Raw genomic sequence first — 22,947 nt, forward strand, 5'->3', positions numbered from 1 at the left:
TTGATAGTTAAGATACTTAATCAAATTTTATGACCGTCGCGATTATTTTGCCGACGAAGGCCGATTTCTCTGGGAGTTTCGCGGCTTTGGCGGATCCGATGGTGAGGATTTTGTGTGGTGAGAAGCGTCTATCTGGTCGATGAACTCCGCCAGCATTTCCGAGAACTGTTTAATTTCCTCGTTGGAGCGGTTGGCAAAAACGCCATGCAGGTCCTCGTTTACGGAACCGACAAAATTGTGCCCCAGCATATCTCCGGATTCTGCGATGCGCAGCACGGCCCGGCGGCGATCCTCCGGGTCAGTTTGCCGACTGACGTATCCCAGGTTCACCAAGCGATCGACCAAGTAACTGGCGGCGGCGCGGGTGATATGCAGGCCATCGGCTAGTTCTGAGGGGGACAGGGGCTTTCCGGCAATCTCGGAACGCCAAATCAGCAGCAGTCCGTCGCCGTCCTTGCCGTGCATTCCCAAGTCGGCTGAGATATTGGCAATCAAATTGTTAGCGGAAAACACCAAGCGGTGAAACTCGTAAACCAGCTGTTCACTGAGAGCCGAGCGCTCCTTATCGACCTTAGCAACCTCACTCATGCTATTCAGTATATTGACAGTTAAGCGATTTTAACTAAAACTTGCGTGCCTTCGGGCCGTCGACTGTCCGGCCGGCCGGCTGGCCGAGGCTCGTTTCGGCGTAAAAACGTGGGCCCCAGAGGTTTCCGGGGCCCACGCCAGAAAGGTTTTTGAGGATAGAAGCTAAATCAGGCGTACGACTTGGCGGGCAATCGCCAACTCTTCGTTGGTGGGTACGACCAGCACCAGCACTTTCGAATCATCGCTGGAGATACGCCAGATAGCCTTGGAACGGTCGCGGTTATCGTTGCGTTCGCGGTCAATCTTGACCCCGATGAACTCGAGTTTTTCGCACAAGCGCCGCCGGGTGCGTACATCGTTTTCACCGATGCCGGCGGTGAAAGTCAGCACGTCCAAGCCGCCCAGCTCAAAAGTGTAGGCGCCAATGTACTTCAGCAAGCGCTGCTGATAAGTCTGGAGGGCCAGTAGAGCGTCGGAGTCGCCCTCGTCACGGCGTTTCCACACGTCACGCATATCGTTGTCGCCGCACATGCCTTTCATGCCGGATTGCTTGTTGAATAGGGTGTCGATGTCCTCTACGCTCATTCCTTTTCGTAGCAGGTGGAACACCACCGCCGGGTCGATGTCGCCGGTACGGGTACCCATGACCAAGCCTTCCAGGGGAGTCAACCCCATCGAGGTGTCCATCGGCAGCCGACCGAGTTCCGCGCAGGCGGACGCACCATTTCCCAGATGCAGGGTGATTTGTTTCACAGTATCGTCGCCCAGGTAGTCGCAGACCTTGTTGGCTACGAATTCGTGCGAAGTGCCGTGGGCACCGTAGCGGCGGATGTGGTAGTCATGCGCCACCTGTTTGTTCAGGGCGTAGCTGCGGGCTTTTTCGGGCAAGCCGGCAAAGTAGGCCGTATCAAAAACGGCGACGTGAGGCAGGTCAGGCCACAGCTCCATAGCGGTGTCGATGCCGATGAGGTGAGCCGGATTGTGCAGCGGCGCCAAGTCGCACAGTTCCTCAATCTTGGCTCGGACATCTTCGTCCACGATGGCCGGCCCTTTAAAGTGCCATCCACCTTGAACGATGCGGTGGCCGAAACCGGATAAATCCACGTGCTCCAAGTCGGGTCCGTGGGTCGCGAACATCTCGATAATCCTGGTCAGGGCTTCCTTGTGGGTCGGAAGGGGGAGTGTCTCGCTGAACTTTTCCGCGTGGACTTCGTGGGTGACTTCCCCCCGATCGGTGCCGATGCGTTCCGCTATACCTTTGGCCAGGACGTCGCCGCTGACGGGCTCGATTAGCTGGTACTTCAGCGAGGAAGAGCCGGAGTTAATTACAAAAATAGTTTGGTGGCGCATAGTTTTGTTCCTTTACTTTTTTCACAAGGGCGGTCGCGGGGCTGCATCCTTTGGTCGCCTATCCCTGGGCTTGGATAGCAGTAATGACGATGGTGTTGATGATGTCGTCCACGGTGGCTCCGCGCGACAAGTCGTTGACTGGGGCGTTTAGCCCTTGCAGAATCGGACCCACAGCCAGCGCGCCGCTGGTGCGCTGCACCGCTTTGTAGGTGATGTTTCCGGCGTTCAGGTCAGGGAAGATGAACGTGTTTGCTTGTCCGGCCACGGGAGAGTGCGGAGCTTTCTTGGCAGCCACGGATTCGACTACCGCGGCATCGAACTGGAGCGGACCATCGATAGCTACCTCGGGGGCGGCTGCCTGGGCTTTTGCGGTGGCTTCCTTTACCAGGTCAACCAGCGGACCCGAGCCGGAGTCAATCGTGGAATAGGACAGCATGGCAACTTTCGGTTCCAGACCAAACTGAGCCGCGGTCTTGGCTGAAACGACCGCGATGTCCGCTAGCTGCCCAGCGTCCGGGGAAATCGTGACCGCACAATCCGAATACACGTCAAAGTGGTCATCGAAAACCATGAGGAAAGCTCCGGAAACTAGTTTCACGCCCGGCTGAGTCTTGATGACTTGCAGCGCGGGCCGGATGGTGTGGGCGGTGGTGTGAGCCGCTCCGGAGACCATGCCATCGGCATCGCCGCAGACAATCATCATGGTGCCAAAGAAAGAAATATCTTTCAGAGTTTCCTTCGCTTTGGCTTCGTCCATGCCCTTGTGCGCGCGCAGTTCCACCAGCTTGGCGGTGTAGCGAGCCAGCTTTTCGGCATCATCGAGGGAAACGATTTCGGCCGCGGAAAGGTCCAGACCGAGCGCGGCAGCTTGAGCCTTGATGGTGTCCTGATTTCCCAGCAGAACCAAGTCAGCGACACCCTTCTGGAGGATGTGCGCGGCTGCTTTTAAGATGCGCTCATCGTCAGATTCTGGCAGCACAATCCGTTTCCGGTTTGCTGCCGCTTTGTTGGAAAGATTGTCCAGAAATGAGGTTTTGAAGTTGCTCATGCCTAGCTCCTCTAATGAAATCAGGGGGATTCGTCAGCCCCGCCGGCAAGTTAAAAAATATCTTAATACAGGGTTTGGGGTTGGTAAAGTTGGGACTAAGGTCCTGACGGGAAATTTTCGGTCTTGAGCCCTCGAAAACCGCACGGTACCGGGAAAAAGTTCGGCAAAAAACTTGTGAACAATTAATGAGGCGCCCGTGGAAAAGGAGAGAAACCACGAACGCCTCATCGCTGTCGGGTCTGGGGACCCGGTATGAAATTGTCCCAGTGAAGAAGAAAGAAGGGTTATTGAGTTAGTGCGCAAAGAGCGTGTTCTTGAGAGCAAAGCGGTCTGCGCGGAACAGGTATTCACCATAAGCGGCAATCTTGCCGGATTCGTCATAAGAGATATTTTGGATGCTCAGCACCGTTGAACCCGCGGGAATCCGCAGGAGTTGAGCCTCCGGGGCGCTGGCCTTGCGGGCGGATACCGTTTGACGAGCCATCGTCACGACGACACCGCGCTCGGCTAGGGCAGTTTCGAAAGAATCGCGTTCCAAAGCGGTGGCTGCCGGAGCAATCGAGGAACGAATCATGTCAAACATAAGTCCGGCGGGCTGGCGGTCGTTCAGGCGCAGCCGGCGGATAGCGGTCACGTTGGATCCGGGGGCTACCTCGAGTTTCGCGCTGACTTCCGGGCTGGCCGGAGACGTGCCGTAAGACAAAACTTCAGTAGAGGGCTTGTGACCGTCGGCCTTCATCTGGTCAAAAATGGTGGAGAGGGTGTTCGGACGATGTACCCGCGTTGGAGCCACCTGAGTGCCGACACCGCGGCGGCGCACCAGCAGACCGTGGTCACCCAGTTGCTGCAGGGCGCGGCGGGCAGTGGGCCGGGACACATTGAGGCGTCGCGCCATGGACAGTTCGTCTTCCAAACGCGTACCGGGGGTCAGCTGCCCTGAGAGGATTAATTCTTCGATGGGCTGCGCAATCTGATGGTAAAGCGGAACTGGGGAGTTCCGATCCAGCCGGACATCAGCCTCGAAATATGTTGGTACCTGACTCATGGCGGGTCTCCTTTCCCTTGTGTCGTCGGTCTTTCCTTTGACCCTACATATTATTGTATCGACAATTAATGGCCTGACATTAGGAAAAATCGTTGAAATAACAACGAATTAATCCTGAATAAAGTCTGAGAATTCGGGGGTCAATTTATGATGGGGAAATGTTTTAGGATTGATGCATGGCTGAAAACTTGCAACATGGTAGACCCGCAGGACCTGTATTAGTTGTCGATTTTGGTGCGCAATATGCCCAACTTATCGCTCGCCGGGTTCGCGAGGCGAAAGTTTACTCGGAAATTGTGGGACATAACCTGACCGCTCGGGAAATTTTGGATAAACAGCCTTCAGCCATCATTCTCTCAGGCGGACCGTCCTCCGTTTACGCGCCCGGGGCTCCGTCTTTTGACCCGGCCGTCTTTCAGGCAAATGTGCCGGTATTGGGCATTTGCTACGGGTTTCAGGTCATGGCACAAGCCCTGGGGGGCACGGTTAGTCCTACCGGAACGTCCGAGTACGGCCGCACCAACTTGGAAGTGGTTCCGGGTGGTCAGTTGATGGAAGGAACCCCGTCCGAACAGGTAGTTTGGATGAGCCACGGGGACGCAGTTTCGGCGGCTCCCAGCGATTTTCAAGTTACCGCAGCGACGGACGATACAAAGGTAGCGGCCTTTGAAAATCCTGAACGAGGGCTGTATGGAGTGCAGTGGCATCCCGAAGTTCGTCACAGCGCCTATGGTCAGAGGCTTCTGGAACATTTCCTGCATGACGTGGTCGGCCTGGATCCGGTGTGGACGCCGCAATCCATCATTGACACCCAGGTTGCCGAGATTCGCCAGCGCGTGGGCGATGCCCAGGTCATCTGCGGTTTGTCTGGTGGGGTGGATTCGTCCGTAGCGGCCGCTTTGGTTCATAAGGCCATTGGCGACCAGCTGACCTGCATTTTTGTGGACCACGGTTTGCTGCGCGCGGGGGAGCGCGAGCAGGTGGAACGAGACTATGCCGCCCACATGGGGATTCGCGTGAAATATGTAGACGAGTCCGCCCGCTTCTTGGGGGCGCTGGCGGGAGTGAGCGAGCCAGAACAGAAACGCAAGATTATCGGACGCGAGTTTATCCGGTCTTTTGAAGCAGCTCAGCGCGAGGTCGTGGCTGAGGTTGGCGCCAGTGGTGGGGAAGTGAAGTTCCTGGTCCAGGGGACTTTGTATCCTGACGTGGTGGAATCGGGCGGTGGCAGCGGCACGGCAAATATCAAGTCGCACCACAATGTGGGCGGATTGCCCGAGGATTTGAAGTTCGAGCTCATCGAGCCGTTGCGCAAACTGTTTAAGGACGAGGTTCGTGAGTTGGGGCGCGAGTTGGGGCTGCCCGATATCATCGTGAATCGCCAGCCTTTCCCCGGTCCGGGCCTGGCCATTCGTATTATCGGAGAGGTCAACGAGGAACGCCTGCGGATTTTGCGGGCGGCGGACCTGATTGTGCGCAACGAGCTGAGCGCGGCCGGGCTGGACACAGAGATTTGGCAGTGTCCAGTGGTGTTGCTCGCCGACGTGCGTTCGGTGGGGGTGCAGGGTGACGGGCGCACCTACGGGCACCCGATTGTGTTGCGTCCGGTTTCCTCAGAAGACGCGATGACCGCGGACTGGTCGCGCTTGGATTGGGACTTGGTGGCGCGGATTTCTAACCTAATCACCAACCAAGTTCCCGAAATTAACCGCGTGGTGCTGGACTGCACGTCCAAGCCGCCGGGGACCATCGAGTGGGAATAGGTCCATCCAGCGTATTCTGATTACACCTAGTAGCAATTAGTCGCATCCTTTGGACAGCATCGCAAAAGCTTTTATTTTTGATGCGGTTGCGTATGTCTGCTAAAAGCGTACAATTGCAACGTGACCTATTCGAATCACATAGCATCCCTCAACGAGCTTTCCGCCTCGGAGGGCGTCTTCACCACGGCCCAAGCCGCACGGCTCGGAATCACGCGCAATGCCCTGTCCCAAGCCGTGACCTCCGGCCGAGCCGAGCGAATAGCGCACGGCGCATACCGGCTTGCCGGATCACAAGGCGATTTCACAGACGAGCTAGCGGCTGTCTGGAAGCTGACCAATCCAGCCGCATTCACCCACGAGCGCATGCAGGTCGGCGCCTGGGACGGAATCGCCATCGGCGGTTCGACTGCGGCATGTCTGCAGAACCTCGGCGACTTTTATCTGTCACCGTATCGCATTTACGCACCGCGTAGAATTAACTCCCGCATGAAATCAGCGAGTTTCGCCATCAGAAGAGTCGACCCGGACGACGTGAGCTGGATCAAGGGGCTGCCTGTGACGCGACCCGAGAGAACGCTCGTCGACCTTTGCCTGGACAACGAAGAATGGTCTTTGGTGGAAGACTCCTTCAACTCCGCGGGCAATCTCGACTACGACCGCCTGGTGAAGATAATCGCCGACCAGCCGGAGAGGAAGAGCGTGCAGGAATCGCTATCGGTGATTCGCGGACTCATGGAACGGCACCTCGACAAGGAGTGCGCCAGATGAGATACCAGACTCCAGCGGCACTCGAGATGGCTGCAAAGGCGGCAACCAGACAATCGGCGCTCGACACGGGTCGAGCCATGACCGGGTTCTATTTCCACAGGCTCCTTTGCCGTATTTTCAGCGACCCGCATCACGCTTTCGTGCTTGAAGGCGGTCAGAGCATGCTCGCCAGAACCGTGGACGCGCGTGCGACGAAGGATATCGATCTGCTCTGCAAGGAGCGTTCTCTGGAGCGTGCCCTCGAAGAGCTGAAGAGGCTTGCCTCTGCGGACCTTGGCGATTACATGCGGTTCACGTTTGCATCCGCTGACCCGATAAAGGTTGAGGACAAATATCGGAGCGGATTGCGCGTTGTTTTCCAGCCCATGCTCGGCGCGAAGAGCCTGCAGCCCGTTGCCATCGACCTCGTTGTCGACGAGGTTCCCCTAGACCGTGCGGAACTCATCACCCCTGCGGACAGGATTGAGGTCGAAGGGCTGCCGGTATGCGACTATCTGGTCTATCCCGTCGAGAGCGCGTTGGCGGATAAGCTCTGTGCACTGGTTGAAAGGCACGAGAGGAGAGCCTCCTCCCGTGTGAAGGATCTTGTTGATATTGCAATCTACACGGTGACATGCTCCATAGATGTAGGAAAGCTGCGGGAGTGCTTGTTGCAGGAAGGCGCCGTGCGCGGCATCGCCCTGCCTGAGACGTTCTGCATTCCAGATGAATGGGGCGCGCCTCATGAGCGGCAGTACGAGAGGCTATGCTCCCAGACCGGCCTGCCCCATTCGCTTCGGAGCATTGAAGCGGCAGTCGAACTTGCAGGTAAACTTTTCAACCCTGTGTATGCCGGTTTTACAGATGGTATGACCTGGAATCCGGTAACGTGCGATTGGGGGTAAACATCCACGTCCTCAAATGGGCAGTGCTTCCAGTCGGGCAAATTGAGGGCACATGGAAAATCTCCGGGTTTATTGAGGGAGGAACCCATTGAGCCTCGCTCTAGTTTTACAAGGAAGAGATGCTCCCCGGTGGGTTCTTTCAGTCTGCAGTTCGGCATGCAATAAAAGGGGTGTTGCACCATGTGGCTGTGGCGGTGTGGTGAGAGGCTTCCGCGAGCATTCGCGCAGCAATGGGATGCCCAATCAGATGTTGTTGCTATGGCGCAAAGCGTCTCGTCTAGCTCGTCTTTCCTGACATGCAGAAGTCTCCCAATCCTTATGACGGGAACCTCCTGCCGCTCGGTGAGCTTGTAGACAACGTATTCGATACGAGCAGGTAGTCCGCGGCCTTCGGCAAGTCCATGAAGACGTCGGGCAGGTCGTTCGCGTCGGATGTCAAAAATGCAGCAGATCCTCGTATCTCCGCCCCGGCATTCTCGTGACTTTCTGTATAATTATCCATAGTCCCGTGGGTGCTGGGAACGTGTCGCGTGGCCTCTGGAGAATGTCTTCTTTCGTAGGGTGTCTTACTGTCCTCTCGTCTTGCATCTGGTGCCCTCGAGGTGCAACAAGGCTCGAGGAGTCGCGTCTTTTCAACATTACAATCAGAAAGATACCTGTTGGGAGGCGTAATGTTGTAAAGCCTGACGAGACGTTAGGCCTTGCTAAGGCTCGCTAGGTCATGGTTGGTCGAAAAAATCGATTCAATTATCTATCGCTCACCGCTTCCGTAACTCGATATGGGGGGCGTGTTTTATAATGGAAAGAAAGGATTGCAAAACTTTTGTTGTGTGCAATACGCAACACGTTCTAGTTGGAAAACATAGGAGTTTGGATGGCAAGCAATATTTCCTCGATACATGGCGTTCATGTATGCAACGGAGCTTTCTCCGACGGCTGCGATATCAATCTTTTTGTGGATGATGCACCGGCACGGCGCACCTCGATTGTCTTTGGTCACAACGGCTCTGGAAAATCGACCATAGCGCGCGAAATAGACGCCATCAGAGCAGGGGGCGGTAATGGATATTTTTATGATTCGGCTAATCAAGAATTAGATCTGGACGATGCGGACCGTAAGCGAATAAGGGTCTTCAGCGAAGAGTACATTGAGTCGAAAACACGCATCGATGATGATGGTCTTGAGGCGTTTGCGATGCTTGGCGAACAAGTCGAAGCAGCGGACGAAATCAAGAAGATCGATGACCAGATCGATAGCATTAGCACCGAAAACGAGAAGCTGGCAAAAATAATTGACGGGTTTACGAAAGGCAAGAATTCTCTTGAAGCTCTGAAGGAAGCAGCGAGGGAGGCTGCAAAGAGAGGTGGGTGGAGATCTAGGGCAGAGAAGGTAGACGGCAAAGCCCCAAATCTCACACCTAATCGATGGGGTGAAATATGTAAATCGGCGTCTGGACAGCCACGCGAATCTCTGGAAAAACAGTTCAACGACAAACTGGTGGAATACAAAAAGGCGAGCGGAGCCGGTGACAGCCATCTGCCTGAGCTTTCGCTGATAGATGTCGAGCGATACAACGAAGCGCGAATTCTAGAGCTTCTAGCAAAATGCGTAGAAAATCCTACACTCAGCGACCGTGAGAAGCGGATTCTCGAACTTGTTCAAAGCGGAGATCAGCTTCTGGTTGAGAAGTCAGCTAAGGTTTTCTCCAATTCGGAGACTGATGCGTGCCCAATGTGTCTACGAGAGATTTCCACCCAGGAAAAGGCCTCGATTGTCGATAGCGTGCAAAAGGTGCTCAGCAAGGAAGTTGACAAATTCAAAGCGGAGCTCAGACAAGCGTCCTTGCAAGATATTACTCAGCAGACTGTCGCCGAACAGGTATCTGCCTCGCTGAGTACCGACTTGCCTAGGGTCGAGCAAATGGTGATTAGCCTGGTAAGGAACTACAACGACTTGTTAGCGGAGAGGGAGTCAAACGTCTATTCCCCAAAAACCATTGAACCCCTGGGGTTGTCGGAAGCACTTAATGACTTGAACGAAGTGATTAAGCGCATCAATGAGGAAGTTGCATCGATAAACAAAGCCATAGATGAGAAGGCGGAAATCCATAGTACGCTCCTTGGCTTGAATAATGCGATCGCCGCAGTGGATGCGCTCCCAATGATAAAAGGGAGCGAAGAGGCGGCTGAAAATCTCGCTAAGGCCAGGGCTAGCCAAAAGAAGAACAACGATACCCTCAAATCTCTGGTTCAGAGCAGGGCAGCACAGGAAGCCAGAATGCGGAGGGTCGACATCGCGGTCGATGTGATCAACGCTTATCTTGCGAACGTCTATTTCGACACCAAAAAATTCCAGCTTCAACCGAATGGTGATAAGTACAAGATTATCTCGAACGGCTATCCCGTAAAGCCGAAGGACATCTCGACAGGTGAGAGAAACATTCTTGCCCTCTGCTACTTCTTCTCTGAGGGCGGAAAGGACAGGGAGAAGAATCACGAGGATGACGACCCACAGTACCTCGTTCTCGATGATCCAATTTCTAGCTTCGACATGGAGAACAGAATAGGGGTCTGTTCGCTGATCAGAGAACGCTCCGAGCACCTTTTGAGAGCGAATGCAGAGAGCCGCATTACAGTCATGACTCATGACGGGGGCGTTGTGGAAGAGCTGACAAATATCTTCTCGGACATAAGTGACACTTTCGACGGGAAAAAAATCAAGACTGACCTGCTTGAGCTTAGGGGAAGGTCTTCTGAACCACGCGGCGAGAAAAGCAGCGAATATGTTGTTCTGCTAGAGCGCGCATATAAATTTGCCAGTGCCGAGAATATCGACCCGAACGAGTCGTACGTGATTGGCAACATACTCAGGAGGATTCTAGAGGGATACAGCACCTTCAACTACGGAATAGGAACGTCTCGACTGTCTCGCGACCCAGACCTGCGAGAGCGCCTCGGTGACCAACTACCCTTCCTTGAATATGCCATGTATCGCCTTGCTTTCAACGATGCCAGCCACATGGAGAAGCGCGTAAAGGCGTTCAATCCCACAAACGCCTTTGAACGGTACAGCGAAGAGGAGAAAAAGAGATGCGCTCAATGTGTCATGGTTATTCTCGACAAGCTCGACCCTGTACATCTGAAAAAGCATCTTGGTAGTTGCCAGGTTAGTAAGCAGGAAATTGAGAATCACTTGAGTGAGTGGTCCGATCGATTTACTCCTGCGGCATCATGATACGCGTTGTTCAGCAAGAAATGTAGTCGCTACCGTGATGCCTAGTGGTATTTCCCTAGATCAGAGCCGTCACTCTTCGCTCACGAGTCGTCACTCTTGGGTCGGGGAGTGCCCTACCCCGTTAGCACCGTTTTTGTCCATGTAGTCAGTTGCGTGCAATCGAAATGTGTTTTCGCCGTTCAAACGGTTACTCTTCAGTCGGGTGAAAATACTCTTCCCGGGTGACTACAGAACATGTAGTCACCACTGACTACACAGAAACGGGCTCTGCAACGATTAAGCGGGAATAAACGTGTGACTCTCCTGATGCGGATTACCATGTCAAGCCGTACGATGGTTTAGGGGTGGTTTGGAATGCAACGGTTTGAAAACAACGTCTTTGACACAGCTTTATTGTTTGAAGGCGGAGCCATGCGTGGCAGTTACAGCGGGGGAGCAGTAAACGCCCTGTTGGAGGCCGAAGTTTATGTGGACTACGTGGCAGGGATCTCCGCGGGGGCAACCTGCCTGGTGAACTATCTGGCCCGGTTGCCCCAACGCTCCCGGCGCTGCTTTATTGATGTTTCTACCGATCCTGCTTTTGGCGGCTGGAAGACCGCCATCAAAGGCAAAGGGATTTTTGACACTCACCACATGTACTACGACATGACTGAGCCAGGGGGAATGCTGGAACTGGACTATGAACGGTTTGCGGCCAATCCGGCGGCGTGGCGTGTTGGGGTGTACAACGCTGAGCGTGGCGAAAATGTCTATTTCAGTTCAGACCAGGTGGACACGGTACAAAAGCTCACCCATGTGTGCAAGGCTTCGGGATCCATGCCGATTGCCACCCCGGTCACCTACATCGCCGGGGAGGCCTGCATGGACGGTGCCATAGGCCCCAGCGGCGGGATTCCCCTGGACGTGGCTCAGGCAGATGGTTACGAAAAGTTCCTGGTCATCCTGACGCGACCGCGGGATTATGTGAAGGAAAACCGTCTGCCCGATTGGACCTATCGGTCTTTGCTGGCACGTTATCCGCGGGCGGCCCAGGCCTTGGTAGACCGTCCCGCGAATTACAACCGGACCCGGGCGGAACTGGAGCGCTTGGAAGCTGAGGGCAAGGCCTACGTGTTTTATCCCGAACATATGGGAGTTGCGAATTTCGAAGATAATCCCGCCAAGCTGGAAGAAAATTTTGCGGCCGGATACGAACAGATGCAACGTGAACTCCCAAAGGTTAAAGAGTTCTTAGGGCTGTAAAGTCGCGTGGTAGATTGCGTGAACTGTCAGAATTCCAACACGCGGATATAATTGGGGAGTGAAAGATAGCTGGCGGGTGTTCACTCGTGATGTGAAGCGGATTATTGCGGTTCCGCGGTCCCTGATTATCATCATCGGCATCTTAGTCACCCCAGCCCTCTACACTTGGCTGAATATTGCGGCCTTTTGGAACCCCTATAAGGCGACGGAAAACCTGCCCATAGCGGTGGTGAATAATGATGTGGGGGCGGCATCTGCACTGACTGGTCAGCTCAATATTGGCGACCTCATAGTCGAGCAACTCTCGGAGAATGAACAGCTCGGCTGGCAGTTCACGGACCAGGACACGGCCAACCACAAGATCAGAGCCGGGGAAGTCTATGCGACTTTAGTTATCCCCAAGACCTTTAGTAAAGATTTGGTCGATATCTTCAGCGGTCAACGCCACCAGCCGACCATCGAATACTATGTGAACGAAAAGAAAGGCGCTATTGCGCCAAAAATTACCGATGCGGGAGCAAATGAACTCGACATCCAAATCACGTCTACTTTCCGAGGCCAGGTAGGCGAGGCCATTGCGCAGGCTTTGCGCGATGGTGGGTTAGAGATTGACGCGAATGTTGTCGGTGCTCAGGGTAGTGCTTTAGATGCTTTGGGTGGTATCAACCGGGACCTGGCTGATACGCAAGTCGCCTTGGATTCCGCCAGTACGTCTCTGAAGGGTTCCTTACAGACTATGAAAAAAGTCCGGGCTGCGCTGGGCGCAGCTGACCCGACATTGGCTGATGTTTCCGCGGCTTTGAGCGACGCCCAAGACATTTTAGTAACGGTCGTTTCTGATGCTTCCGAATTCGCGGCCACGGCGGGGCAAGCCAGTATTGAAGCCCAAAAAGCGCTCAATGAGTCCTCGGCGGCCGCGGGTTCGGCGGTATCGAATGCGACGAGCAAACTCACCGAAATGAACTTGCAGCTGCAATCCGGTATTCAGCGGGCGAATGCTTCGACTACGAAAATGCGCGAGCAGATTGCGGTTTTGAAAGGTTACCCGCAGGCCCAAAAGCTCGCTGCGAAGTTGAATTCCCAGTTGAACGACATGCAGAATCTGCTCGCTAAGGTCGGGAAAACCGGATCAGAGGCGGTAAAGACCAGCGAGGATTTGCAGGCGCTAATGAAAGCCTTCGATCAGGCTCAGACCGATGCGCAAAGAGTTACCACTGGTCTGCGTGAACAGTCCAATCAGGCGGCATCCACGTTAAACGCCCGGGTGACGCAGCTGTCGGCACAGCTGGGAGCCATCAAATCCGCGGTGGGCGTTGCAAGAATATCCCTTACGGAAATTTCAGCACTGACCCGCGGAGTTGATGACCAGATTGTGGATATGCAAAACGTGCTTGGCCAGGTGCAGGGCAACCTGAATGGGCTGGCCAGTACGGCTCGCGGGGCGCAAACCGATGTGGCGACTCTGGCCACCGCGCTACGGACGGGACCCTTGGAAAAAGTCATTGGCTTGGACCCGACCAATATCGGACGCTACCTGACCTCACCTGTGGAATTCGACCAACAAACGCTCTTTCCCATCAACTCTTATGGTTCGGGAATGGCGGCCATGTTTATCAATCTTTCCCTGTGGATTGGTGCGCTTATCCTGGTCATTATTTTCCGGGTAGAAGTCGATAAAGAGGGATTTGGCTGGTTGAGTTTGCGCTCGGCTTATCTGGGACGATTTATGCTCTCCGGTGTGCTGTCTATAGGGCAGGGGTTGATTGTCAGCGTGGGCAGCTTGCTGATGGGAGTTCAGGCGGTCAATGCCCCCGCTTTCATTGCTACATCCATGCTGATTGGGCCGTGTTATTTGGCAATTATCTATGCCTTAGCGGCCGCGCTCAGTCACGTGGGCCGTGCCCTGGCAATCTTGCTGGTGGTGTTGCAGATTCCCGGTGCCTCGGGCATCTATCCTATTGAGCTCATGCCCGGATTTTTCCGCCAGCTTTCTCCGATGCTCCCGTTTTCTTACGGCATTGACGCGATGCGAGAAACTATCGGCGGGTTCTATGACGGGCGTTTCTGGCATGTTATGGCGGTTTTATTGCTTATGAGCGTCACGGTGTTCCTGTTGGGGTTTGTGGGGAGGCGCCGCTTGGGACACTTCACCCAGCTGTTCTATGACGATCTGGCCCGCACTGAACTGGTCGTGAATGAAGACGTGCAGCTGCAAAGCCCCAGTTACCGATTGAGTAACATCATTGCGCTGCTGGGCAACCGGAAAGAATTTTCCACCCGCATCAATCGACGTCAGGAAAAGTTCAATGCCCGTTATCACGCTTTGATTAATGGATTGAGCAGCGTGGGGATTTTGGGACTGGTTGTGCTGGGGATGATTTCCCGGCTCACCTCCGCCAGTAAGCCAGTGCTTCTGGGCATAGTAGCGATTTGGGGACTGGTCATTATTGGGGCACTGGTTAACGTGGTCGCGCTAAAGAGCTCCATAGAACGGGCCGAAAGGCTGTCGCATCTGACAGAAGATGAGCTTTTCGAGAGCCTCGCCCGCCAGCGAGAAGCAAATTCAACCAAAACCACTAACCGGTCGGAGAGCCTGAACAGCGGACATAACTCGAGCCGCAGTGAACGCCGCCTTATTACCGCGTCAGAGCAGGAAGACGACGCGGCGGAAAGTGCCGCAGTGGAACCCGTTCTGGGGACCGCCGTCGGAACATTGGAAGAACCCCGGGACGAAAATGCGGGGAACAACCCCGAGGAAATTCAGAAGGAAACCGTGGACCAATCTGCTGATGGAATCCCGGCCGAACCCCAGGATCAAGCCAGGACCGATGCCGCGGATCAAAGTACCGAGAAACCTACGGGCGAAACCGATGCCTCAGCAACCGGGGAGGCAGCACTATGAACAAAGTACTTTTTATCATTCGTGACGACTTTCGCCAGATTCGCAGCAGCGTCATGGTTCGGATTTTCATGGTTCTATTGATTGCCGTGCCCTTGTTTTTCACCTGGTTCAACGTACTGGCGACTTGGGATCCCTTCTCGAATTCGGGACGCTTGCAGATTGCCGTGGCCAGCACCGATGAGGGCTACACCAGCAAGCTCCTGAACGTCAAAGTCAATGTGGGGGACACGGTACTCAAGGAACTGGCCGTGAATGACCAGTTCGATTGGGTGCTGACCAGCAAAGATCAGGCTTTGGAAGGTGCGCGCTCAGGGGAGTATTACGCGGCAATTGTGTTGCCGGAGGATTTTTCGCAGTCCATGTTCACGTTCTATGCCGGCGGGGCTGCTCCGGCGGATATCACGCTGTACACCAACGAAAAGAAGAACCCGCTGTCCGCCAACCTCACCACGCAAGGCGCTCAGGGTGTCACCGCGCAAATCAACACGACTTTTTCGCGAACCTTGGCCGAAGTCGCCGTGGGTATTGCCGAGGACGTGTCCTCCTACCTGGACACTGCCGACACTCAGGCGGCCTTGGATCGGCTGAGCAACCGCCTCGAATCCCTCTGTGCACAATTGAATTCCGGGGCGAATACAGTCAGTTCTCTGTCTACCTTGATAGGTTCGGCGGTGCCGCTGGCCACAGGGGCAAAACAGCTGGCTGCGGGGGTGCAGGACTCTTTCGATGGGGCTGTTGGCGATGCATTTGGTTCCGGGGTCAAAAGTACGGGGGGGACAGATAATCCTTTCGCGGTCGTTTCCTCTGGGCTCGATGATGCTGTGAGCCTGGCGGCAGACAATATTTCCAACCTGCAAAATCAGTTGGACAATTTGCTGGATTCGGCCAACAGCACTACCCAAAGCAGTGCTGTCGCAGTCGAACAGCTGCAGAACTTGTTGGACAAACAAATCATTGGCTTCCAAAAGACTCGGGACGAAATCGAGCAGTCATTGGGCTCGGACGGGGCGGATTTGCTGGGGAAGGATCCGACCGTTGACCGGTTCCTGGCCGATATGGACGCGGTGATTGCTCGCCAACAAAGCCTGTCGGAACGACTGGGCAGTATTGCAGCTGACATGCGCCGGGGGGTAACTCTCGATTCTGACCTGAGAGAGTCGGCCCACCGTGCCATAGCGGACGCGCAACGGGCTATTGACACGGCCCGGTCCAACTATGAGAAAAATTTGCAGCCAAAGATTGAAAGCCTGCGTGAAAACCTGGATTCTGCCGGAGAGGATGTGAAAGTTTTCCGTTCATATTTGGAGGCGATACAAGCCGACCTGTCGGAAAGTGCGGGTGGGATGATTGAGAGTATGCGCCGCTCCCAAAAGACCCTGGCAGATACCGCGCAAAGGATGCGTGACGGGGCCAACCGCTTGGACCAGGCTCGTGAACAGATTGCGTCCACCCGGGAGGAAGGGGACTTGGACCAAATCGCAACGACGTTGGGAGCTGACCCCAAGGGATTTGCTCGCCTGATTTCTTCCCCCGTAGCAGTACAACGTAATGCTGTGTTCCCAGTCGCCACTTTCGGGGTGGGCATGGCTCCGCTTTTCACCGTCATAGCCCTGTGGGTTGGGGCGCTCCTGGCGGGGGTTTTCCTGCGTACTGGCGTTTCTCCGAACGTGGGCCAACGCTTCCTGGACAGCGTTGCAGACCGGAAACATCGTGACGCAGCCGCTGCGGCAGATACGGACGCTGCGGAATCGTCTCGGTCAGTTGAACCAGGCACGAAACTTGACGAAACAGCACCGACTCCAGCTGCGAAATCAGCCGTGAAAGCCGCAGAGAAAAAGCCTGTCTTCACCGGGGCTCAGGAGTACCTGGGACGTTACTTCATGTTCTGGGCAATTGGGATGGCTCAATCCACATTGCTGATGGTCGGGCTGATTGTGTTCGTGGAGATTGAACCGGCTCACCCCTTCCTGCTGATTTTGGCGGGATGGATCATTTCCACCGTCTTTACCAATATCGTTTATACGCTGGTCGTGGCGCTTTCCAATGCGGGCAAAGCCTTAGCGGTGGTGTTACTGGTACTACAGATTTCTGCCGCTGGCGGGGCCTATCCGCTGGAACTGCTACCGCAGTGGTTCCAAAACATCAGTCCCTGGCTGCCGGCCACGTATGCGATTAACTTGATGCGTTCGGATATCGCCGGGATTTATGCGGGGGACTTTACCTACAACCTGGTGATAATCCTGGTGTTCCTAATTCCGAACTTGGTACTCGGGTTGGTTTTGCGGCATACGATTGCCGGGCGGATTCACGATATGACCAAGGCGATTGAAAAAACGAAAGTCATGTAATCGGGACTAACCAAACTGCGGTGAACCAGGTGTCATTGCGCATCGCGACCGGAGAACATCGGGAAATGAAAAACCGCATCGAATGCAATTGTTTTCGCCCATTGGCTGTGGTTTTTTTACCGTGATGCAGTTCCTTGCCGGCCAGTGAGCCAGTCAATGACGTGGACCACGCGGATGCCGTCGGGGCGGATTCCGGTATGTAAATAATCAGTGGTCAACAGTAATTTGGGAAAAGCATCTTCAATAGCCTGTAGTGGTGTGAGCTCCCGGGTCATGACTTTTTCGTTGCTAACGTCATCGGTGACTTGGAAATAAACGCGTTCGCCATTCTTTTCCGCCACGAAGTCCACTTCCCCTTTGGGCAGCGCACCAACAGTGACAGTGAAGCCACGACGCCGCAGCTCTAGATAAACCAGGTTTTCTAACTGGTAGCCGACATCAGTAGGAGCGAAACCGGTGGTCAGGTTCCGTAATCCCGTGTCGACGGGATAGAACTTGCGTAACGGTCGCAGAATTTCTTTGCCGCGCAGCCCAATCTGTTCGACCGGATATATCAATAGCGCTCGGGTCAGGGCATCAAGATAGGAGTCGAGGGTAACCCCAGATACGCGATAGCCCGAGCTTTTCAGCGTGTTCACGATGGAACGAGTGGAGAACAGGGACCCGGAAGTGGAAAACACATAACGGACCAACTTTTCTAAGACGTTTAATTCGCGCACCTGGAGTCGGGCTGCCACGTCGCGCAGGATTACGGAATCAAAGATGGTTGTGAGCTCTCTAGTCACGGTTTCCGTGTCTAATCCGGGAAGTTGGAACAGTCCTGGCATGCCTCCAAAGCGCAGGTAATCGGCAAACAGGGCTTCTTTACTGCGGGCGGTTTCCTGGTAGGTGGTTACGAAATCTAGATATTCCTGGAAAGACAGTGGGTAAATCTCAAGGACTACATAGCGTCCACTGAGTAGAGTTGCTAAATCACCGCTCAAAACATAAGCGTTGGAGCCGGTGAGATACACGTCCACTCCGGGACGGGTATGTAATCCACGGACGATTTTTTCCCAACCAGTAACATCTTGGACTTCATCTAGCAGCACGTAGAAGGGCTTGTTGGGGTCGGCGGCATCGAAGGCTTGCCGTAAATCTGCTTGCAGCCATTGTGCATTCAAATCAAGTGGCAGGGAAAAATCGTCGAAGCGCCGCAGGTAAATGTGGCTTTCCGGTACTCCGGAATCCAGCAGTTCCTGTTTCCACAGTCGCAGCAGAGTCGACTTTCCGCAGCGACGCACTCCAGAGAGTACCTTTATCGATTCGGTATCACGGTAGCGTCGCAGCAGATCAAGATATTGAGGGCGTGCCAAGTCGCGAGAATACGAATGCGGTATGGTGGAATTGCTAATCATACTTTACATTTTAGCTTTTTTACACATAAATGAAAAGTATAATTTGCATTTGAAAGGGTCTGGGTAGGAGGCTTTTTTGCTTGCTCGTGGACTTGACTTCTCATTGTTGTAGGCAAGGCACCACACAAGTTCAGTCTTCGCTCGCGTCAGATAGTCGTCGTCCCCAGCCTGCCCGCCTTTGTTGTCTAAAAGGAGGATTTTCAAAAGGGATTTAGTTCACCAATGCCGGGGTGGTGGTGTTTTTGCAGCAGTGCCCGACATCGGGTTTGTTGTGTCCGTTGCGGTGTTCGCCGGGGTTTGGCTCGCAGCTTGGTGGGCGGCTTCGCGTTCAGCCAGGCGGCGGTAGATGACCGAGAGCAGCGCTCCGGACAGGTTGTGCCAGATGGAGAAGATGGCGCCGGGCAGTGCGGTTTCAGGGGTCATAGCAAAGTGGGTCTTGGCCAGGGTGGCGGCCATACCAGAGTTCTGCATTCCGACTTCAATCGAAACCGTACGAGCCACCCGATTGTCCCCCCGAAGTAGTGCGAGGCTGCCCAGGTAGTCCCAAGAGGGGATAATTGGGCATAATTGAATGCGGATGGCTAAAAATCGAGAAGAAATGAGGCATGTCATGAAGCAGTTTGTCACTGAAGATTCGTTTTGGGAATTGTTTCCTGAGGCACGGATAGGCATTGTTGTGGCTCAGAATATGCGCCAAGTCGCGGAAGTGCCAGAAGAGGACGCGAAGACTATTCAGCAGCTCCTTGCCGAGGCAAACCGTACTGCCAAAAAACACCTCACCTCAGACACTATCTCCCAAAATGAAGTGGTGGCTGTGTGGCGCGAAGCTTTTCAGAAGTTCAAAACTAAGAAAGGCGCCCGCTGCTCAATTGAGAATTTGTTGAAGCGTGTATTAAAGGGAAACCCTGTCGGCTCAATTAATCCGACAGAAGACATTTACAACATTATTTCTCTGAAATATGCACTTCCGGTGGGAGGAGAGGATATCGACGCTATGGATGGAAACATTCGTCTCGGCATCACTCAAGGTTCAGACGCTTTCACCGCCCTGGGAGAAGAGGAGGAATCGCCAACCTTAGAGGGGGAATTGTGCTACCGCGATGATGCGGGAGCCATTTGTCGCTGCTGGAACTGGCGCGATGGCATCCGCACTGCTCTAAGGGACGATTCAAACAAAGCTTTCTTGATTATTGAATGCGTAGATCCTCTGCGCGCTCAGGATTTGCAATCCGCAATCGATGAGCTTTCGGAATTGATGTCTAAATACCTCAAAGCCGATATCTTTTGTAAAGAAATAATCACACGGGACAACCCCACCATCGTGATTGATGGTGCCAAGTGAAACCGATTCATATCTGAATGCCGGAGAACTCTGGTCTCGCAAACTGCCATCCAGCAAACATCGCGCGGCCAGAGTTCAATCCGGTGAACGTCCCCAAGTGCTCCGGGGCGTCAGGCTGCGACTATATCGTCAAAGAAGTGGATAATGCCCCAGATCACCGTTTCTTTGAGGTCCGTGTAGTTGTGAATTTCGTGGCGATATCCGAAATAGAGCTGCGCCTGGGTCTGGTGACCCGTATCTTCCAGCCAGTTCACGACCTCCATGAACCCGGTGCCGTACATGCCGATGGGATCCTCAGAGCCGGCAATCAGGTAAACCGGCAGGTCCTTTGGGACCGCCTCGGCCCACTGGGGACCTTCGACCTGTTTCAGCATTTGTGCAAAGTCGAGCAGACTGCGGTTCGTCGTGGGCTTGGTAAATGCATCAAAAGGATCCTCGGCATGGTCCTTTTGCACGTAAGGATCCTCACAAATCCACTCGTTGCCAATCTTTACGCCCTCGGGAATGCGCGAAAATGCAAATCCCAGCAGCTGTTGTAGATACTGAGGGTCGCTATCCTCACCCCGACCTGCATCGACTACGCCACGCAGCTGCTCAATGACCTGATCGGTTTCGGGGAAGCGTCCCGTCACACCGCACAAGGTGATTCCCGCGAGTTCGTCGCCGTATTTCACCATGTAGTCTCGTCCAATCATCGACCCCATCGAGTGGCCGAAAAAGAACAGGGGCAGGTCCGGGTATTTTTCTTTCACAAGCACGGATAGGCGGTGTTCGTCCTCCATCATCGTGTGTGGGCCCTTGTCGCCCCAGTCGCCCCAACGGTCGTTCTCTACAGCGGTTTTCCCGTGACCAACGTGGTCGTCAGCAGCCACGATGTAGCCCGCCTCCAGCAGATTGACGATGAGGTGCAGATAGCGGCGGGAATGTTCGCCGAAACCGTGAACAAGCTGGATAATGCCTTTCGGCTGCGCCGCCGGAACGTAAATCCAGCCGTAAACAGTGTCTCGTTCGTTGAAAGAGGGGAAAGTAATCTCGTGCAGCATTGCGCGTCCTTTCGTGGGTTGCGTATCGGGTGGACGCTTCCATCCTCACACATTTCGGGTCGATCCACGCCGGGTTTGAGGGCATCCGATACCGCAGTGCGAACAATCTTCGCAAAAAACTAGCGTCACTTGACTGGGGCACGTGAACTACCGTGAGTAGTATTTAGAAACCGCTGACTAGCTGCGGTAATGCGCCAAATACTACTGAAATACTAATTTTTCCAAAATTAGTATTTGCGGCGAGGAGGCCAGTTCCACGCACGTCGGCGGAGCATTCAAGTTGATTTTGTAAATTGTGTGATGACAGCTCTTTGAAAGTGGTGTAGAATTAAACGCGAACTGATTCTCAGTAAGGGACACCATGTTTGTGTACCTGAATTCTCCGCGGGGTTTCGGCCCCGCAACTTCTTTTAACCGATTTACCCCATTTCTGAATGATTTTTTAGTAATAATGATTCCATGGATAGTCGCAAATATCGTGTGGGCATAGATGTTGGAACTAACTCGGTGGGTTTTGCTGCCGTGGAGGAAGACGATGCGGGTTCTCCTATCAGGTTTCTGAACACTATGGTTGTCATTCACGATTCTGGTGTCGATCCCAAACAGAAGGATCCTGTCATCACTCGTCTCGCTTCCGCAGGAACAGCAAGGCGCACGCGACGACTATATCGAACGCGTAGACAAAGATTACGCGAGTTGGATGATTTCATCTCCAACGAACTTGGTTATCCCCTGGTGAATCTGGAAAACTTTGCAGACCCCTACGAGCCTTGGAAAGTTCGTGCTGACCTCGCAACGATAAAACTTCCTGCCGATGAACTTCCCGAAGCGATGTCTATTGCACTCCGGCATATGGCACGTCACCGGGGCTGGCGCAGTCCTTATCAAAGAGTGGAAGCTCTCCACCTACAAGCCGAAATATCAGAAGAGTTTGCCGCCCTTAAAAAGCGGGTCATGAAGAAAACCGGAGATGTCTTCAGCGATGACGCGACACCAGCTGAAGTTTTGGTGGACTTGATGGGCAGGCAAAAGATTCGCGGCACCGATGGAGTGCTCTTTGGAAAACTGCGTCAGAGCGACAATGCCAATGAGCTGCGCAAAATTGCTTCTCTTCAGGGGATTGACGATGAAACCCTGAATCGCATTATTAATAGAGTCTTTTTCAGTAAGTCACCAAAAGGTAAGGCATCGGAACGCGTTGGAATGGATGCTTTACCGGGACAAGGCTCAAAGCCTCGCGCTTTAAAAGCCATGCCATCTTTTCAAAAGTTCCGCATAGTTTCGGTCATCTGCAACCTGCGTATAAAGGATTCTGGAGGTGACGCTCGCCCTCTATCTATGGAGGAAAAGGAAAAACTTATTGATTATCTTATGTCCAGTACAACTGATGACCATGTCACTTGGACAGATGTTGCCGATTTGCTTCACGTTAAGCGTTCTAATCTTCAGGGAACGGCAAAGGAAGGCCCCGATGGTGAGCGTCCCTATACTCGTCCCCCGGTCAATTCGACGTGGAGCAAAATCAAGGATTCAAAAATAAAAAGTCTGGTTACCTTGTGGAAAACTGAGGATGTAGACGTGCAGTCTGCGATTGTAGAGGCCTTGTCCAACGCTTCTCTTCTGGAGGATACTCGCCCGGGAGCAGACATAGTGATTGCTTATTTAGAGTCTTTGGATGATAAAGAGCTCGGGAGCCTGGACAAAGTCGGGCTTCCTGCGGGAAGGGCATCGTATTCGGAAGATTCTCTCGAGCGCCTTACCGAGAGAATGTTGCAAGATGATTGTGATTTGTTTGAAGCCCGTAAGTGTGCGTTTGGCGTAGCCGATGATTGGAAACCGCCTGCTGACCCCATTTACGCCCCGGTGGGCAACCCCGGAGTCGATCGTGTACTAAAAATTGTGGGTCTTCGGAATATATAGTGGAATTACTTTCTTAATAGTTTAAAAACAACTGGTGTTTAAATCGGATTTTCTGGTGGGATGTTAGGATAA

At 53.8% G+C, this 22,947-nt stretch carries 15 protein-coding genes and 1 pseudogene; 9 read left to right on the forward strand and 7 right to left on the reverse strand.

The window, feature by feature from the left end; genetic code table 11:
• Positions 1-42: 42 nt before the first annotated feature.
• From RDL66_RS05945 to RDL66_RS05960, 4 genes are all read right to left on the reverse strand, one after another.
• Entirely contained in the window at positions 43-588 is a 546-nt protein-coding gene (locus tag RDL66_RS05945) for a MarR family winged helix-turn-helix transcriptional regulator (protein WP_299293704.1), read from the reverse strand.
• A 162-nt stretch (positions 589-750) separates the two neighbouring features.
• Positions 751-1,938, reverse strand: coding sequence for an acetate kinase (locus tag RDL66_RS05950; protein WP_308535849.1), 1,188 nt, complete (start codon positions 1,936-1,938; stop codon positions 751-753).
• A gap of 58 nt (positions 1,939-1,996) precedes the next feature.
• Positions 1,997-2,986 carry a phosphate acetyltransferase gene (gene pta, locus RDL66_RS05955; protein ID WP_308535851.1) on the reverse strand — a complete coding sequence of 330 codons (990 nt, stop codon included), beginning with the start codon at positions 2,984-2,986 and terminating at the stop codon, positions 1,997-1,999.
• Between the two features lie 292 nt (positions 2,987-3,278).
• Positions 3,279-4,031: a GntR family transcriptional regulator gene (locus RDL66_RS05960; RefSeq protein ID WP_308535853.1), complete on the reverse strand. Its 753-nt coding sequence runs from the start codon at positions 4,029-4,031 to the stop codon at positions 3,279-3,281.
• Positions 4,032-4,207: 176 nt separating this feature from the next.
• Here RDL66_RS05960 and guaA point away from each other — a divergent pair, with 176 nt between their 5' ends.
• From guaA to RDL66_RS05995, 7 genes are all read left to right on the forward strand, one after another.
• Entirely contained in the window at positions 4,208-5,794 is a 1,587-nt protein-coding gene (gene guaA, locus RDL66_RS05965) for a glutamine-hydrolyzing GMP synthase (RefSeq protein WP_308535854.1), read from the forward strand.
• 120 nt (positions 5,795-5,914) lie between these two features.
• Positions 5,915-6,562, forward strand: coding sequence for a type IV toxin-antitoxin system AbiEi family antitoxin domain-containing protein (locus tag RDL66_RS05970; RefSeq protein ID WP_308535856.1), 648 nt, complete (start codon positions 5,915-5,917; stop codon positions 6,560-6,562).
• On the forward strand, positions 6,559-7,446 hold the full coding sequence (locus tag RDL66_RS05975; protein ID WP_308535857.1) for a nucleotidyl transferase AbiEii/AbiGii toxin family protein: 888 nt from the start codon (positions 6,559-6,561) through the stop codon (positions 7,444-7,446). The genes RDL66_RS05970 and RDL66_RS05975 overlap by 4 nt, the downstream gene beginning before the upstream one ends.
• Before the next feature lie 874 nt (positions 7,447-8,320).
• Entirely contained in the window at positions 8,321-10,681 is a 2,361-nt protein-coding gene (locus RDL66_RS05980; protein ID WP_308535859.1) for an AAA family ATPase, read from the forward strand.
• Between the two features lie 354 nt (positions 10,682-11,035).
• A complete protein-coding gene (locus RDL66_RS05985; RefSeq protein ID WP_282921984.1) occupies positions 11,036-11,923 on the forward strand; it encodes a patatin family protein in 888 nt (295 codons plus the stop codon).
• Between the two features lie 58 nt (positions 11,924-11,981).
• On the forward strand, positions 11,982-14,825 hold the full coding sequence (locus RDL66_RS05990) for a YhgE/Pip domain-containing protein (RefSeq protein WP_308535860.1): 2,844 nt from the start codon (positions 11,982-11,984) through the stop codon (positions 14,823-14,825).
• Positions 14,822-17,173: a YhgE/Pip domain-containing protein gene (locus tag RDL66_RS05995; RefSeq protein WP_308535862.1), complete on the forward strand. Its 2,352-nt coding sequence runs from the start codon at positions 14,822-14,824 to the stop codon at positions 17,171-17,173. The genes RDL66_RS05990 and RDL66_RS05995 overlap by 4 nt, the downstream gene beginning before the upstream one ends.
• A 116-nt stretch (positions 17,174-17,289) precedes the next feature.
• On the opposite strand, the gene RDL66_RS06000 is transcribed toward RDL66_RS05995, so the two are convergent.
• Together RDL66_RS06000 and RDL66_RS06005 are read right to left on the reverse strand one after the other, a co-directional pair.
• A complete protein-coding gene (locus RDL66_RS06000) occupies positions 17,290-18,570 on the reverse strand; it encodes an ATP-binding protein (protein ID WP_308535864.1) in 1,281 nt (426 codons plus the stop codon).
• Positions 18,571-18,786: 216 nt separating this feature from the next.
• A pseudogene (locus RDL66_RS06005) lies at positions 18,787-19,083 on the reverse strand (hypothetical protein); the annotation flags it as partial.
• Between the two features lie 97 nt (positions 19,084-19,180).
• Between RDL66_RS06005 and RDL66_RS06010 the strand changes: the two are divergent.
• A complete protein-coding gene (locus RDL66_RS06010; RefSeq protein WP_308535866.1) occupies positions 19,181-19,912 on the forward strand; it encodes a B3/4 domain-containing protein in 732 nt (243 codons plus the stop codon).
• Positions 19,913-20,022: 110 nt separating this feature from the next.
• On the opposite strand, the gene RDL66_RS06015 is transcribed toward RDL66_RS06010, so the two are convergent.
• Positions 20,023-20,955 carry an alpha/beta fold hydrolase gene (locus RDL66_RS06015; protein ID WP_308535868.1) on the reverse strand — a complete coding sequence of 311 codons (933 nt, stop codon included), beginning with the start codon at positions 20,953-20,955 and terminating at the stop codon, positions 20,023-20,025.
• Between the two features lie 459 nt (positions 20,956-21,414).
• Between RDL66_RS06015 and cas9 the strand changes: the two genes are divergently transcribed.
• Positions 21,415-22,875, forward strand: coding sequence for a type II CRISPR RNA-guided endonuclease Cas9 (cas9, locus tag RDL66_RS06020; protein WP_308535869.1), 1,461 nt, complete (start codon positions 21,415-21,417; stop codon positions 22,873-22,875).
• The last annotated feature ends 72 nt before the right edge of the window (positions 22,876-22,947 follow it).

This window comes from uncultured Mobiluncus sp. (genome assembly GCF_902488535.1).
In the GTDB taxonomy this organism is placed as follows: Bacteria; Actinomycetota; Actinomycetes; order Actinomycetales; family Actinomycetaceae; genus Mobiluncus.